Below are 12,652 nucleotides of genomic sequence, written 5' to 3'. Positions count from 1 at the left end.
TTAGGCTGGGGACAACCTGTATAACTCCGCTATCCTAGCGTCACCCCTAATCCTCTTAATTATCTCTGCAACCCGTGGATGCACATATTTCTCCCAGTCTCCACCCTCGGCCATCAGCTTCCTGATACGTGTACCCTCGAGCACCTCCCTTTCGTGAAACGGTATCCCCTCAACCTGGAAACCCTCTTCCCTAAAAAGCAACTGCGACAAGGGATCATTCGTGTACACCTTGTCGAAGCAGGGAGACCAGCTAACCACAAGCCTCACCCAGAGAGAATGCTCGTTGTCAGTGTCGGGGACCACGCTGACCATAACCCTGTCAGCAAGATTTTCAGCTCTCAGGACTGCCTGAATCATTTCCAGCCTCTCCCCAACCGTAAACGGGTTCCTGAAACTATGCGAATACTGGGCACTACCAATAGCCAGAACCACCTCGGGCTCTCTCTCAAGAATCCACTTTAACGCCTCCAGATGACCGTTATGGAAGGGCTGGAAGCGCCCAAGGAACAAGGCACGCCTACAACTCATGGTTCACCTTATTGGGGCTCCAAAATAAATTTCTTTGTTGTTCTGCACATGTAAAACAATCCCCGCACCAATCCCACCCAATTCATTCGTTTCTGATACAACAATCAATGGCAAAGCATTATATTGTTCGATGGGAATGGCTACAGCTTCTTTCAATTCATTCGTTTCTGATACATGCAAAATGGGTGCCCTTACTATGCCCAACTCTCTGTCCTTTCAATTCATTCGTTTCTGATACGTCATGGTACTTGGGAGACGGTAAGAGACATCAATTTATTTCTTTCAATTCATTCGTTTCTGATACGTATATACGTATGACTTAAGAATTTCACATACACTGGCGGCTTTCAATTCATTCGTTTCTGATACATTCCCAGGCAGGCAATAATAATTGCGGTCACGATGAACACCTTTCAATTCATTCGTTTCTGATACTTGTTCACTGTGCCCGCGGAAAAAGGCGGCACGCTGAAGAACTTTCAATTCATTCGTTTCTGATACCGCCTTTTTCCTCGAGTCCATACAACAAAAATACAGAAAACTTTCAATTCATTCGTTTCTGATACCTATCTTCCGCTCGGCACTCGCCCAATCTTCAAATAACCTTTCAATTCATTCGTTTCTGATACAGACCTATGGTAGAACGTATAGATCTATATAAGCAGCTGTTTCTTTCAATTCATTCGTTTCTGATACTGTTTCCCAGTGGTTTATTTTGTTGGGTGTTATTTATTTGTTTTGGTGTTGTGTGAAAGTGTTTTTGTGTAAGTGTTTCTCGTTAAGTACATTAATTTTGTTTTATTTTTCCTCGTTGTTGCATGTAAATGATATGGATCGGGAAGAGGGTCTAGGGAAGAATGTATTTTACAAAAAGGCTTCTTCCCGTAAAGCGTTAAAGCTTCCCGTGGAAAACATTTCTACAGAGATTTTTAGGGGAACCCTTTCCTCCCACCCCGTATCACGATGGAAAAATCTCTGTTTTTCTTTTTCATGATTTTTTATTTTATGTCTCTTTGGAAAATAGAGGGCTATTGGGGTTTGTCTGGAGATGTTGAACGTTTTCTTTCACGTACGTATCTGCCGCGCATACGTATTTCTTTTACTTTCCGTAGTATTTGTGTGGTTTTTTCTTTTCCTCTGGCTTCACGGTAGCCTTTTACAAACGAGATGAACGCGGTGTCTAGGAGGGATGGGTGTGTGCTTTCTATTGCTCTTCTGAACAGGTGTATGTCTACTCCTGCGTCTTCGTCTCGGTTGGAGAAGAAGCCTAGGCCGAAGTCTATGATGACTGGCTCGCCGGCCTGGGTGAGTATGACGTTGCTCGTGGTGAGGTCTCCGTGTACTATGTTTGCCTCGTGGAGAGCCCCTACTTCCCGGCCGATTGTTTGGAAAATTTTTTTCAGGTTTTCAGGCTGGGCGGTTCCCATGTATTCTTTGAGTCTTTCTCCCCTGATGAAGCTCGTTACGAGGATTCCCTCCTCGGGGTAGACAAGCACGACGCTGGGGACGCTTACTCCAGTGAGGGCGGCTTTGCTGAGTAGCTTTGCCTCGAGTACTGTTCTCTCGTATCTGAGAATGCGGTCGAGGTCCTCGTTTCGGTAATTCTTCTTTAGGCGGTACTTCACTACGACTTCCTGTCCAGAAAGGGAGCCCTTGAGAAGTACTGCTTCGGCACCGATGCCTAGGACACTTTCAATGGAAAGGCCCAGCCTGTCCTCGATGAGGCCCGCGAGCCTTGCTATTTTTGTCTCCACGGTATTTCGACCTCGTCCATCCTCCAGTAGGGCTGGATGTGGCTTTTCTCTACTGGTATCGTCACGCCGTGGACAAACGCCAGGGCCCCGGTATACGCGATCATGGCCCCGTTGTCCCCTGCATACTCTGCGGGGACGAAGCTAAAAACCCCGCCCCTGTCCTCGATCATCCGTCTTAGCTTTTCTACGAGTATCTTGCTCCTTGCTACTCCGCCCGTCAGGACTAGCTGGGACTTGCCTGTGTGGGCGAGAGCCCTCTCGGCGACCTCCACGAGCATGGAGTAGGCCGTCTCTACGAGGCTGTAGCATATATCCTCTAGGCTGTGTTTGCCGCTCCTGTAAAGCTGGAGGGCCTGCGTCAAGATGCCGGAGTACGAGACATCCTGGCCCTTGACAGTGTATGGCAGTGCTATGTACCTCTTCCCCCTAGATGCCAGCTCCTCGACCTTTGGCACGCCTGGAAACCCTAGGCCGACCTCTCGGGCAAACGTGTCTAGGCAGTTGCCCAGCGGTATGTCTAGTGTCTCTCCAAAAACCCTGTAGCGTCCCTCATTAAAAGTAGTGATGATCGTGTTTCCCCCAGCCACATAGACAAACACGGGGTCCGAAAGCCCAGTTGTGAGCCTCGCAATCTCCAAGTGTGCAACTGAGTGGTTGACGGGGACTAGGGGTTTCCCGTATTTTAGTGCGAGATACCTTGCCAGGGTGGCTCCGACCCTGAGGCATGGCCCCATCCCTGGACCAAGGGCGACTGCGACTGCGTCGACGTCTCTCATTCTTAGACCGGCTCTCTTTAGGGCTTCGGCCAGGATTTCCGGGGCAACCTTGCTGTGGTGCTCGGCTGCTTCTGTTGGCTTTATGCCGCCAGATTTGGGCACATAAGTGTGGTTTACGTTGCTCAATATGTTTCCAGTATGAGAAGCTATCCCGACACCAAAAGTATGGGCGGTAGACTCGATGCCTAGAACGATCGCCATTATCGTGCACTATACAAACTCGGTGTAGCCACACTTACCACAATGCCATCTCTCGACTGGCTTCATGTGGTGAGCCATTACGGAGCCGCACCTTGGGCACTTCTTGTTTTTTAGCTTGATTGTGCCGGCCTTATAGTCGTACTCGTATAACTCGTGAACCTTCGACATTTACTTATCCCTCTTTCTTCGCCTCCTCCTGTATTAGCCCGTTGCGCTTGAGGATGTATCTGGGCTCGAAGGCCTTGGCCACAATTTCGTTGTCATACACGTGTACGAGGACATCTGAAACTCTCTGACCATACCTTGTAGAGACCTTTCTCACTATTATAACTCCCTGCGTGCCGAGGACGCTTTGTAGCTGCGAGACAATGTCCTTCTTCGAGGGGGTCCCTGTGGTTTCATGCATGATGGTGAAGAGTAGCTCGCGTCGCCCAATCACCCTGTTGACCCGTTCATGTACAAGCTTTATGGAGCCAACACTCATCCGAGGCACCTTTTACCCTGAATCCCCAACATAAATTTAAGTTTTTCTTGAAAAATGTGCAGCACTCCTAGTCACGCACACGCTCTCTCAAAAAGACCACGCAGAGGCGCGCGATAAACTTAATAAGTCTCCAAAGAAAACTTATTCATAGCCGGGGTGGCCGAGTGGCCTAAGGCGTCGGGCTGCAGTGGTCAACTAGCCTTAGACACCCGATTTATCCCGGGTTCGAATCCCGGCCCCGGCTCTAGATTCTCATGGGCCCGATGTCTTTGTATAATTGTTTTAAATGGAATGCTATGTGTTCCCTATAGGTGGTGGATGGTTTGAAGCGTAGGTTTGTGGTCTTGATACCGTTTGATGTGTTTAGAAGTGACGTTTCTCTAGTTAAGAGGATAGTTGTTTCCGCGCTGTTTACGTCTCACGATATCCGTAGGGACGTTGTTCTCGTTTTCCTCCTGCATGACATAGATGTGAAGGTTACAGTTTTAGGCGAGAAGGCTAAGCATGTCCACGTTGACGAGGCCTCGTACATGGGTATACACAGGAGGATCCTATCTGCAGTCGAAGAAGTTAAGGCGAGCGGACAGAAGAAGTTTCCACACTGGGGTTTCACCGTGGAAAAAGCGAAAGGTGATGCTAGGGACCTTCAGGGATACCTGGTCTCGACACGGGGAAGGGACATTTTGGAGGTGCTGAGAAGCGGAATAGAGGATATTACCCTTGTTTTTTCGGAAAAAGGGGACCTGCAGGGACTTGAAAGTGTGAGGATTTCCCGCGGCAAGAAGCCTGTGGATGTTTTGATTGCCCTTGCAAATATCTGGATAGATAACTATGCCTAAGTGGTTTTTGCCTCGCTCTGTTTTGACTTCCACATTTTTGGATATGTACCGGGATCCATGACTACGTACTTTGGCTTTACAGCTTCGCCGCTGTGTGCTGACAACATTTTCTCTGAGGTCATCTGTGCGCTTCCCACTGCTACTAGCTCGTTTTTGAGCGTTAATATTGCGACTTCTGACCCCACCTTTATGCCGCTTTCAAGCTTTACTATGCCGGGTACGGCCAAGGGTGCTCCATGACATATCGCGTCGACCGCAGAGTCCCTTATCCACACTTTTGGCAAGTGCTGTACCGCTCGCTCTACTGGGAGAAAGGTTTCGCGGAGGAATTTATCTATTCCTTCCTGCTTCCAGATGAAGTATGCATCTACCACGTCATGCAGTGTAGATAGGTGATCCTCCTCGGTGAGTGAGCCCGACCTTATCCTCCTGAGCTCCTGCATGTGTGCTCCTACTCCCAGGACTTCTCCCATGTCGTGGCAGAGCTTCCGCATGTAGGTTCCAGCCTCGCACCAAACTTGGAGGAGGACTGTGCGGCCCGAGACCTCTAGGATTTTGATGTCGTATATTTGTCGAATCCTAAGGGCCCTCTTTACAGCGCTACGCAGTGGTGGACGCTGGTAAATCTTTCCCTTGAAAAGGTTAACAACTTCCTCGAGTCTTTCCTGCTCGACGTCTCCGTGGAGACGCATCACGCATACGTATTCCTTGTCTTCCTTTAGCAGAACCGGCAACACCCTGATAGCATTGCCTATCGTTATGGGCAGTATTCCAGAGACCTTGGGGTCAAGCGTGCCGGCATGGGCTATTTTCTCTATGCCGAGCTGTTTCTGGAGCCAGGCAACGACTTCGTGGCTGGAGGGCCCAATGGGCTTGTCTAGATTTATGACAGAATATTTGAGCAGGACTTCTGGCGGGCGCTCTTCGGGTAGCCACCCATAAGAGAAATCTGTCTCCTCTTCTGACCTAATTAGTACTTCTCGTCTAGGCGGCGTCGCTAGGTATTTTGACGGCAATGTAGGGGCACCGGAACCTAGATGAAGGTTGCTGTAAGCTCTGGCTTCACTTTCTCCTTCATGAAGTCTGTGAGCCCGGCTTTCTCTATGGCTGCCAATACCTCCTCGTCGCTTGCACCCTTGTTGATGCTTATCTTTTTGTCTAGGGGTTCTAGGTGCTTGATGTTGGCTCTTCTCCTCTTTACTCCTGTAAGGCTCTTGGGGCCAGTCACCAAGACGTAGTTGTCGTCAATAATGTCGACTATCACGCATTTTGAGCCGGCCTCTCTGCCGCTTGTCTTCACGCATATTCTTCCAACATCGTAGAGCTTCATAGTGATAACCAAAGCATGAAACAAGGGGTATATATTAAAAATTTTGTGTAGGCTTCTTCCCAGCCATGCCTGGACACGTGAAAACAAAATAGATATATTGGTGGATAGAAAAAGCTGAAACTTGGTGAAAATTTATGGGCGAAGTTGTGCCCCAGATTAAGAACGCAATTGAACTTTTAAAACAAATAGCGGACGACAGGGGGGTTCCCAGAAACATTAGGCGCGTAGCTACAGAGTCGATAGAGGTCCTGATGAACCCCGAGATGACCCCTGGTCTAAAAGCAGCCACGGTCATATCCAAGCTCGACGAGATATCAATGGATCCCAACACACCCCTATTTGCTAGGACAAAGATCTGGCAAATCGTCTCTCTCCTAGAACAAGTAAAGGACTAACGTGCAGTTAAATGCGTATAAAGCGTCTACCTACAGGAAGCATAGTCTACGGAAAACTCCCCCGCGGATGCAGGCTCTGCCAGCAGGGCTTAAAAACCGTTATATTTCTGACGGGCCTCTGCCCATACAACTGCTTTTACTGCCCACTGAGCGAGTACCGGAAACAGAGGGACGTCACAATAATCAACGAGACGGAAGTATCTTTTCCAGAAGAATATTTCAGGAAACTCGTAGGCGAAGTCCTAAAGTCTGGCTCTAGAGGGGCAAGCCTGACTGGGGGAGACCCGCTAGTAAAACACAGGCTCTCCGTCGAGACGATCAGGTACCTAAAGGAAAACTTCGGAAAAAATTTCCACGTACACGTGTATACGACTGGCCTCCTGCTAGGAGACGATAAACTCCGAGAACTGGTAGACGCTGGCCTCGACGAGCTAAGGATACATTCACCACTGGAAAAGCTAGAAAACATATTGAAGCTAGCCCACAAATACAGAGACAAGCTGGCCATTGGGCTAGAATACCCATCCCTACCAGGAAGCATAGAAACCCTCCTCAAACTCCTAGAACTAGCAGAAAAATACGAGCTAGAGTTCATCAACCTAAACCAGCTAGAATTCACCGAGACAAACTCTCTCGCGCTACAGTTACACGGCTACAAGCTTGCAAAAGACTACCGCGGAGCAGAGGGCAGCAAGGAAACAGCACTGGAACTAATAGACCACGCCGAGAAAAAAGCGTCAAACGTGACCATCCACTATTGCCCAGTAATAGTCAAAGACCACTACCAGACAGGTCTAAGATTCTATAGAACAGCCAACATAACGGCGGCCCCCCACCAAATGGTCACAGACTCGGGGACAACACTCGAAATAATATACGAGGAACTCGTAGAGAGCCAAAACACGCCACGAGAACTTTACCCAGACAACAAGCTACACCCACTCCTTGTAGACTATGTTAAAAAAGGAAGAATTATCGAAAAGGCACCCTCAATGCCGTCACTGATCCTCGAAGAAACACCCATAGAAAAACATCCAAAACCCAAAAAGAACACATAGCCTTTTAACGCGCGCCCAGCACACAGCAAAACACTACACAGCCCACAAGCCCAAAACAAAACACAAGCCAAAATCAGGAGCTCAACATGTTCCTTGTGATAACCGTTGCCCTTCTCTTAGCCCTAGCTCTCCTGGGCTACACAGTCTATAAGAGGAGTATCGATACATCTCGTAACGCTAACTTTTTGTGCTCGCCAGAAAGCCGTTTTATACATGCAGTGGAAAATCCTTCTAGTTGCATTGGTGTTCGTTGTTGTTCTGGCATCGGCGCTCTTTTTCTTCGTGTTCAAGCCCAAGTTGCCGGGCCTGGCACAGCTAGCACAGTTGAAGCGATCAATGATTGTGGCGAGGATAGAGGCGAGCCAGGGAGGAAGAGTCATAGTAAACGGCACAGAGACTGCCGCATGGAACTCCACTAGGCCATTCACCCTCGTGCTAGAAGCCAAGCCTGGAGAGTGCCACGTCTTTGACCACTGGCTCGTGAACGGCACGAGAATCGACGAGGGAAGACTGAACTTAACAATCGCTGGCAACACGACGGTTAGTGCAGTATTCAGGCGGCTCAGCTACAGGCTTACGGCCGTGTCCAACGCTAGCTGGGGCCTCCTAGCAGTGAACGATAGCTCCGTCCAACTGCCCTTCGAGGCAGAGGTTCCCTGCGGCGCAACAGTCAGGCTGGCACTGCTCCCCGGATCCAATGAGACCCACAGCTTCACGCCTATTGGCTTCCTCTTCAACGGGACCCCTGCGGGGACGGAGACAGAGATCCACGTCCAGGGCAACATGAGCATTGGAGCGGTGTATAAGGTCGAGACACACGTCCTCCTCATCGAGACTAACGCGCCAGGCGTCAAGGTCCTCGTGGACGGCCAAGAAGTCACGCTGCCTGCCCAGATCCAGAGGGCTAGGCCCTTCACTGTGACCATCCAGGCGCTCCCGTTCATCAAGGTAAACGACACGTTTGCGTGGGGAAGCCCAGAGTTCCAGGCGCAGGACTACATAAGGGGCGTGCTCTCCTGGGTCACATTCGCCACGGGCCAAACGGCTATACACGTCGAGGAGGCAGAGAAGACTATCAGGGTCTACTACCACCCACTCTACAGCACCGGCGGCGAGGCCTACGTCACCCCGCTCTTCGGCAAGACCTACGTAGAGGGCAACACAATAATCGCCGAGCCCGACAAATACTATGTCTATGGCGTCGACATCGTCCTGCCACCCAACTGGACCAAGGCCAGGGTCACAATCGAGGCCAGCAATGGGTTATATGCCGCGCTAGCATACCCCTACAGCCAAGAGACTTATTATGTATACAATGTCTCTGTTGCGAGGGTCAGCGTCCAGCGCGGGGTATGCAGTACCCTCACCGTGGTGTTCGAGGTCGTCAGGAACCCGCCCTCTGTTCGCGTCCTCTCCTACTACTGTAACGGTGGCGTGGCCGACCCCAGCCAATACTACACGCAGGGCCCATGGAACTATGGCGAGGGAAACAAGCAGTACCTAGGTCGTCTCCTCGTGGTGCATGGCGGTGGCTCCAATGTCCGTATCAAGGTGGAGGTCAATGGCTAGGCGAGTTAATTATTCATACATGTTCTCCCAACCATGGCTGATGAGGCAAGGCAGGCTCCTAGCAGTCTTCCTTCTGCTATTCCTGTTACTGGTAGTCCAGCGTGTAGTTGTAGCCTGGCCGGCTGAGGCCATCGCCTATCAATATGTTGGTTCTTCAGATAATGGCAATCCCGTTCCACTGAGTAAAAGCGGAGGTGGCGGCGTGGATCTTGATGGTGGCTACGGCGCAGTGATCGAGGCCGAGGTTGCCTCGGCTACCGGCGCGTCGTGGTAGATGGCACAGGGCAACATAGCGCGCGTCAAAAATAGGTGGAAAGAATACTTCTACCTCGGCTTCTATACATGCGGCGTACTAAAACTAGCAGAAAAGCGCGCGCCACTTTTTTCAAAACAGGCTGGTAATCATAGTAGGACTTGTAGACACTTTGCCCTCGCACAAAAAATATAAAACCCAGAACAAAACATAATGAAGCGAGTATTAGAGACTTAAACCTCGGGTCGCCGGGGTAGCTCAGCCTGGGAGAGCATCCGGCTGAAGAACCTCGCACAGACACCGGAGGGTCCCGGGTTCAAGTCCCGGCCCCGGCACCATTCTTGGAAAGGTGCTTCCAAAGGTTATACGATCTAGTAGAGGATTGGATTCTAGCCGAGAATGCATGTTTTACCGTGTAGCTATGCTTGCTTTTTCGGCTAGGATCTTTCTGAGCACTTGTTGTATTATTTTGCATGCTTCTTGGAGTTCTGGGTATGCCAGGGAGTAGTAGATGTTTGTTCCTTTTCTCTCTGCCTTTACTACTCCTTTTTCTTTGAGGAAGAGTAGGTGTCTCGAGACGAGGGGCTGGGGCTCGCCTAGCGTGTTCACGATGTCTGTGACGTTTTTGGGACCGGTTGAGAGGATGCTGAGTATTTTGAGTCTGAGGGGATGTGCTAGGGATTTGCAGAGTTCTGCCTGTGCTTCAACGAGTTTCTCGTCTATTTCACACATGATTTTTCACATATAGCATAAATATACTCATATATATCAATTTTTTACATAAATCCACAAATAGGCCGCTGGCGACAGGTGGAGACTAAGGTATAAATACCTCTTATGAGGGAGAAGCTGGGTAATATGTTGAGGGCGAGGATTCTTAGGAGTCTGGGGCTTTACATTGTCAACAAGGACCCAGAGGTTTTCTGGCTAGATGTAGATGTTGCCGGTTTGCAGAAGTTGAGGCACCCTGAGAAATACAAGGGCTATTTTCTTACCTTGAAGAGGTGGCTGTCAGAGTATAATCTCGTAGATCCCGACGAGGCTTTAGAGGAAGCTGTGTTTGTATATTCGCGTAGAGAGGGCGAGGGTAAGACTATCGTTTTGATGTTTTATTCTATGCGTAGGGGCAAAGTGTACAAGGTCGTGTTGGCCCCCTTGAAGCCAGGCGTCCTGAAGACCTTGGACGGTTTACTTGAGAGGGCGGGCTGGAGGAGAAAGTTCTTGTTGGACATGAAGCCCGCCCGGCATCTTTCCTTGACAACGTGAGGGCGAGTTTTTGGAAAACGCGTGCTTTCTTGTTGCTTCATTGTTTATGAGATAATTTTGCCTGACAATGTGTGGTGCGGGGGCCGGGATTCGAACCCGGGCAGGCCAACGCCAGCGGATCTTGAGTCCGCCCCCTTTAACCTGGCTCGGGCACCCCCGCCTCTAGAAATCTAAATAGTCCGTGGGCTATAAGATTTTCGTCTCTATGTTTTGCTAGAGTTTGCGTGCTAGGACCACGTAGCCTGTGTGTACGACGCCTAGTGTTTCTGGGCGTAGCTCTTCTGGTATTGGCTTGTATTTTCTGAGCTGTATTTCTGTGGGTTCTATTTGTTTGAAGCCTGTTTTTCTCAGGGATACTACTGTTTTTTCGAGCTGTGGCATGGTGGGTATGAAGACTGCTATTGTTCCTCCGTGTGTCAACGCGTTTTTTGCATGTTCTGTCACGGTCCAGGGGTCGGGCATGTCTAGGATGACCGCGTCGACTTCTTCCTCGTCTATGCCGTTTCTTATGTCTTTGTTTTTTGCTTCTACGTGCTGGAGCACCCCGAGGTTCTCTAGGTTTTTAAGGGCCTTCTCGTAGAAGTCTTTCCTGATCTCGTAGGTGTAGACTCTTCCGCTGGGTTTTACGTACCATGCGAGTATAGCTGTCATGTATCCTGTCCCGGTGCCTGCTTCTACGACTCGGGAGCCTGGGCCTATTCCTGCGGCTATGAGGATGTAGGCGGCGTCCTTTGGATAGATGACCTGGGTGTGCTTGGGGATTGTTTCGAGCCTGTCGACGAAGTTTGCTCTTGAGATTGTTAATTTTTCTCCGACGTTTGTTTCTACTTCGTCGCCGTACTTGAGGCCTATAAGGCTGGAGAGGTTAATGCTACCGTATGTCGTGTGGAACATTTTTCCCTCTTCCACCTTGACGACGTATCTATGCTTATCGCTGTGGTAGAGTATTATCCAGTCTCCCTGCTTAACGACGCTGGACACAGTCTTGTTCCCGGTTTCTGCCCTTTTATTTTTTCTTTTCTGGGGACGTTTCTTTCCACGCAATCTTTAAATAAATAGAGTTAGGGTTGTGTTAGGATACATATGGTAGATGCACGGCTCGTACCAGCTAGGCTATTAATAGAAGAGGTGGCCAAATACCTAAAAGAAAACGTCAGCGAGATTAAGCCCCCAGAGTGGAGCCTCTACGCAAAGACCGGGCCTACCCGCGAGAGGCCCCCTGACGATCCAGATTGGTGGTACAAGAGGTGTGCTGCTCTTCTGAGGAAAGTCTACCTCAATGGTCCAGTTGGCCTTGAAAGGCTTCGAACGGCGTATGGCGGGAGGACAAAAAACACTGTCAAGAGGAAACATTTCAAGAAGAGTGGAGGCTCCTCGATAAGGAAGGCTTTACAGCAACTTGAAAGCGCTGGATTGATAGCGAAGACTCCGAAAGGTCGCGTGGTCACCCCGAAGGGTAGGTCTCTGCTAGACAAGATCGCTCTAGAGACATTTAAAAAACTGGTTCAAGAGAGACCTGAGCTCGAAAAGTACTTGGCGAAGCCGCAGGCGAGCCCTGCTCCTCAATCGCAGTAGGTAAGCTAGGCTTTTCAGAAACTTTAAAGTATATCTTGTCCCAAATGTTACATGGTGTTAGGCATGAGTTATGAAGATGAGGTTGACGAGTTAGAGGAGATTAAGAGAAGGAAACTGGCGGAGTACCAGCGTCGCCTTGAGGCTGAAAAGGAGGCGGCTGCCAGGAAGGCCGAAGAAGAAGCCTTGAGGCAGGAACTTTTACGCAGAATATTGACGCCTGAGGCCAGGGCCAGGCTGACAAACCTTAAGCTTGTAAAGCCTGAACTTGTCGAGACACTTGAGGTTCAACTTATACAATTGGCGCAGACGGGCAGGGTAAAGCTTCCCATAGATGACGAGACGCTGAAAGAGATACTTGCACAGCTTTCAAGCACTAGGAGGGATATCCGGGTAAAATTCAGCTTTTAGCTACACCTAAAATTTATAAATCCATTTTCCTAAATGTTGGCAGTAAGTGGTGGAAATGGCGCACTTTAAACCTCTAGGTAAAAAGCTCCGCCTAGCGGCCGCGACGCGTAGCAACCAGCAGATACCCATATGGATCATTGGCAAGACTCTGGGGAAGGTTCGCAGAAAGCCTAGAAGAAACTGGCGTAGAAGCAGGATGCAGCTATAGGGGTGGTA

General features: G+C 49.7%; 19 protein-coding genes, 3 tRNA genes and 1 CRISPR repeat array. Of the genes, 12 read left to right on the top strand and 10 right to left on the bottom strand.

The window, feature by feature from the left end:
• From QXT17_RS05010 to QXT17_RS04990, 5 genes are all read right to left on the bottom strand, one after another.
• Complete coding sequence (locus QXT17_RS05010; protein ID WP_020962325.1) at positions 1 to 528, bottom strand: nicotinamide-nucleotide adenylyltransferase; 528 nt, start codon at positions 526 to 528, stop codon at positions 1 to 3.
• Between the two features lie 74 nt (positions 529 to 602).
• Positions 603 to 1,224: direct repeats of the CRISPR family, unit length 25 nt; unit sequence CTTTCAATTCATTCGTTTCTGATAC.
• 332 nt (positions 1,225 to 1,556) lie between these two features.
• Positions 1,557 to 2,282, bottom strand: a complete 726-nt coding sequence (locus tag QXT17_RS05005; RefSeq protein WP_020962326.1) for a Kae1-associated kinase Bud32 — start codon at positions 2,280 to 2,282, stop codon at positions 1,557 to 1,559.
• Positions 2,267 to 3,259 (bottom strand): KEOPS complex N(6)-L-threonylcarbamoyladenine synthase Kae1, encoded by a 993-nt coding sequence (gene kae1 / locus QXT17_RS05000; protein WP_020962327.1) that lies wholly within the window; start codon positions 3,257 to 3,259, stop codon positions 2,267 to 2,269. Before kae1 ends, QXT17_RS05005 begins: the two co-directional genes overlap by 16 nt.
• Before the next feature lie 9 nt (positions 3,260 to 3,268).
• On the bottom strand, positions 3,269 to 3,427 hold the full coding sequence (locus QXT17_RS04995) for a 30S ribosomal protein S27ae (RefSeq protein ID WP_148682014.1): 159 nt from the start codon (positions 3,425 to 3,427) through the stop codon (positions 3,269 to 3,271).
• Positions 3,428 to 3,431: 4 nt separating this feature from the next.
• Entirely contained in the window at positions 3,432 to 3,743 is a 312-nt protein-coding gene (locus QXT17_RS04990; RefSeq protein WP_020962328.1) for a 30S ribosomal protein S24e, read from the bottom strand.
• A gap of 150 nt (positions 3,744 to 3,893) precedes the next feature.
• On the opposite strand from QXT17_RS04990, the gene QXT17_RS04985 reads away from it, so the two are divergent.
• Positions 3,894 to 3,987: transfer RNA gene (locus QXT17_RS04985), tRNA-Cys, on the top strand.
• Positions 3,988 to 4,066: 79 nt separating this feature from the next.
• Positions 4,067 to 4,582 (top strand): hypothetical protein, encoded by a 516-nt coding sequence (locus tag QXT17_RS04980; RefSeq protein WP_187147052.1) that lies wholly within the window; start codon positions 4,067 to 4,069, stop codon positions 4,580 to 4,582.
• On the opposite strand, the gene QXT17_RS04975 is transcribed toward QXT17_RS04980, so the two are convergent.
• Together QXT17_RS04975 and QXT17_RS04970 are read right to left on the bottom strand one after the other, a co-directional pair.
• A complete protein-coding gene (locus QXT17_RS04975; RefSeq protein WP_020962330.1) occupies positions 4,579 to 5,598 on the bottom strand; it encodes an RNA-guided pseudouridylation complex pseudouridine synthase subunit Cbf5 in 1,020 nt (339 codons plus the stop codon). The genes QXT17_RS04980 and QXT17_RS04975 overlap by 4 nt on opposite strands.
• A gap of 17 nt (positions 5,599 to 5,615) precedes the next feature.
• The gene (locus QXT17_RS04970; protein ID WP_020962331.1) at positions 5,616 to 5,912 is read right to left on the bottom strand and encodes a 50S ribosomal protein L14e; all 297 of its coding nucleotides are present in this window, start codon (positions 5,910 to 5,912) and stop codon (positions 5,616 to 5,618) included.
• A 134-nt stretch (positions 5,913 to 6,046) separates the two neighbouring features.
• On the opposite strand from QXT17_RS04970, the gene QXT17_RS04965 reads away from it, so the two are divergent.
• From QXT17_RS04965 to QXT17_RS04940, 6 genes are all read left to right on the top strand, one after another.
• Entirely contained in the window at positions 6,047 to 6,307 is a 261-nt protein-coding gene (locus QXT17_RS04965) for a UPF0147 family protein (RefSeq protein ID WP_020962332.1), read from the top strand.
• Positions 6,308 to 6,318: 11 nt separating this feature from the next.
• The gene (locus tag QXT17_RS04960) at positions 6,319 to 7,365 is read left to right on the top strand and encodes a radical SAM protein (protein WP_020962333.1); all 1,047 of its coding nucleotides are present in this window, start codon (positions 6,319 to 6,321) and stop codon (positions 7,363 to 7,365) included.
• Between the two features lie 213 nt (positions 7,366 to 7,578).
• Positions 7,579 to 8,934, top strand: coding sequence for a hypothetical protein (locus QXT17_RS04955; RefSeq protein ID WP_342783831.1), 1,356 nt, complete (start codon positions 7,579 to 7,581; stop codon positions 8,932 to 8,934).
• Positions 8,927 to 9,208 (top strand): hypothetical protein, encoded by a 282-nt coding sequence (locus QXT17_RS04950; protein ID WP_342783832.1) that lies wholly within the window; start codon positions 8,927 to 8,929, stop codon positions 9,206 to 9,208. The genes QXT17_RS04955 and QXT17_RS04950 overlap by 8 nt, the downstream gene beginning before the upstream one ends.
• Positions 9,209 to 9,382: a hypothetical protein gene (locus QXT17_RS04945; RefSeq protein WP_342814499.1), complete on the top strand. Its 174-nt coding sequence runs from the start codon at positions 9,209 to 9,211 to the stop codon at positions 9,380 to 9,382.
• Between the two features lie 52 nt (positions 9,383 to 9,434).
• Positions 9,435 to 9,525, top strand: a tRNA-Phe gene (locus QXT17_RS04940).
• 70 nt (positions 9,526 to 9,595) lie between these two features.
• Here the strand turns inward: QXT17_RS04940 and QXT17_RS04935 are convergent.
• Positions 9,596 to 9,919, bottom strand: coding sequence for a helix-turn-helix transcriptional regulator (locus tag QXT17_RS04935; RefSeq protein ID WP_020962337.1), 324 nt, complete (start codon positions 9,917 to 9,919; stop codon positions 9,596 to 9,598).
• Between the two features lie 126 nt (positions 9,920 to 10,045).
• Here QXT17_RS04935 and QXT17_RS04930 point away from each other — a divergent pair, with 126 nt between their 5' ends.
• Positions 10,046 to 10,453, top strand: coding sequence for a hypothetical protein (locus QXT17_RS04930; RefSeq protein ID WP_342783833.1), 408 nt, complete (start codon positions 10,046 to 10,048; stop codon positions 10,451 to 10,453).
• A gap of 72 nt (positions 10,454 to 10,525) precedes the next feature.
• On the opposite strand, the gene QXT17_RS04925 is transcribed toward QXT17_RS04930, so the two are convergent.
• Positions 10,526 to 10,613, bottom strand: a tRNA-Leu gene (locus QXT17_RS04925).
• Positions 10,614 to 10,666: 53 nt separating this feature from the next.
• Positions 10,667 to 11,434: a tRNA (adenine-N1)-methyltransferase gene (locus tag QXT17_RS04920; RefSeq protein ID WP_342783834.1), complete on the bottom strand. Its 768-nt coding sequence runs from the start codon at positions 11,432 to 11,434 to the stop codon at positions 10,667 to 10,669.
• A gap of 102 nt (positions 11,435 to 11,536) precedes the next feature.
• On the opposite strand from QXT17_RS04920, the gene QXT17_RS04915 reads away from it, so the two are divergent.
• The 3 genes from QXT17_RS04915 to QXT17_RS04905 all read left to right on the top strand — a co-directional run bounded on the left by QXT17_RS04915 (position 11,537) and on the right by QXT17_RS04905 (position 12,644).
• A complete protein-coding gene (locus QXT17_RS04915) occupies positions 11,537 to 12,028 on the top strand; it encodes a 30S ribosomal protein S19e (protein ID WP_288005757.1) in 492 nt (163 codons plus the stop codon).
• A 63-nt stretch (positions 12,029 to 12,091) separates the two neighbouring features.
• Positions 12,092 to 12,436, top strand: a complete 345-nt coding sequence (locus QXT17_RS04910) for a DNA-binding protein (protein ID WP_288005754.1) — start codon at positions 12,092 to 12,094, stop codon at positions 12,434 to 12,436.
• A gap of 55 nt (positions 12,437 to 12,491) precedes the next feature.
• Positions 12,492 to 12,644 (top strand): 50S ribosomal protein L39e, encoded by a 153-nt coding sequence (locus QXT17_RS04905; protein ID WP_052885636.1) that lies wholly within the window; start codon positions 12,492 to 12,494, stop codon positions 12,642 to 12,644.
• The last annotated feature ends 8 nt before the right edge of the window (positions 12,645 to 12,652 follow it).

This window comes from Thermofilum sp., assembly GCF_038871435.1.
Taxonomy (GTDB): domain Archaea; phylum Thermoproteota; class Thermoprotei; order Thermofilales; family Thermofilaceae; genus Thermofilum; species Thermofilum adornatum.
This window is presented reverse-complemented; position numbering and strand designations above follow the sequence as displayed.

Coding starts and splice junctions, on each gene's coding strand:
- QXT17_RS05010 (WP_020962325.1), bottom strand. CDS start 528: ATGAGTTGTAGGCGTGCCTTGTTCCTTGGGCGCTTCCAGCCCTTCCAT.
- kae1 (WP_020962327.1), bottom strand. CDS start 3,259: ATGGCGATCGTTCTAGGCATCGAGTCTACCGCCCATACTTTTGGTGTC.
- QXT17_RS04995 (WP_148682014.1), bottom strand. CDS start 3,427: ATGTCGAAGGTTCACGAGTTATACGAGTACGACTATAAGGCCGGCACA.
- QXT17_RS04990 (WP_020962328.1), bottom strand. CDS start 3,743: ATGAGTGTTGGCTCCATAAAGCTTGTACATGAACGGGTCAACAGGGTG.
- QXT17_RS04970 (WP_020962331.1), bottom strand. CDS start 5,912: ATGAAGCTCTACGATGTTGGAAGAATATGCGTGAAGACAAGCGGCAGA.
- QXT17_RS04965 (WP_020962332.1), top strand. CDS start 6,047: ATGGGCGAAGTTGTGCCCCAGATTAAGAACGCAATTGAACTTTTAAAA.
- QXT17_RS04960 (WP_020962333.1), top strand. CDS start 6,319: ATGCGTATAAAGCGTCTACCTACAGGAAGCATAGTCTACGGAAAACTC.
- QXT17_RS04955 (WP_342783831.1), top strand. CDS start 7,579: ATGCAGTGGAAAATCCTTCTAGTTGCATTGGTGTTCGTTGTTGTTCTG.
- QXT17_RS04950 (WP_342783832.1), top strand. CDS start 8,927: ATGGCTAGGCGAGTTAATTATTCATACATGTTCTCCCAACCATGGCTG.
- QXT17_RS04945 (WP_342814499.1), top strand. CDS start 9,209: ATGGCACAGGGCAACATAGCGCGCGTCAAAAATAGGTGGAAAGAATAC.
- QXT17_RS04935 (WP_020962337.1), bottom strand. CDS start 9,919: ATGTGTGAAATAGACGAGAAACTCGTTGAAGCACAGGCAGAACTCTGC.
- QXT17_RS04930 (WP_342783833.1), top strand. CDS start 10,046: ATGTTGAGGGCGAGGATTCTTAGGAGTCTGGGGCTTTACATTGTCAAC.
- QXT17_RS04915 (WP_288005757.1), top strand. CDS start 11,537: ATGGTAGATGCACGGCTCGTACCAGCTAGGCTATTAATAGAAGAGGTG.
- QXT17_RS04910 (WP_288005754.1), top strand. CDS start 12,092: ATGAGTTATGAAGATGAGGTTGACGAGTTAGAGGAGATTAAGAGAAGG.
- QXT17_RS04905 (WP_052885636.1), top strand. CDS start 12,492: ATGGCGCACTTTAAACCTCTAGGTAAAAAGCTCCGCCTAGCGGCCGCG.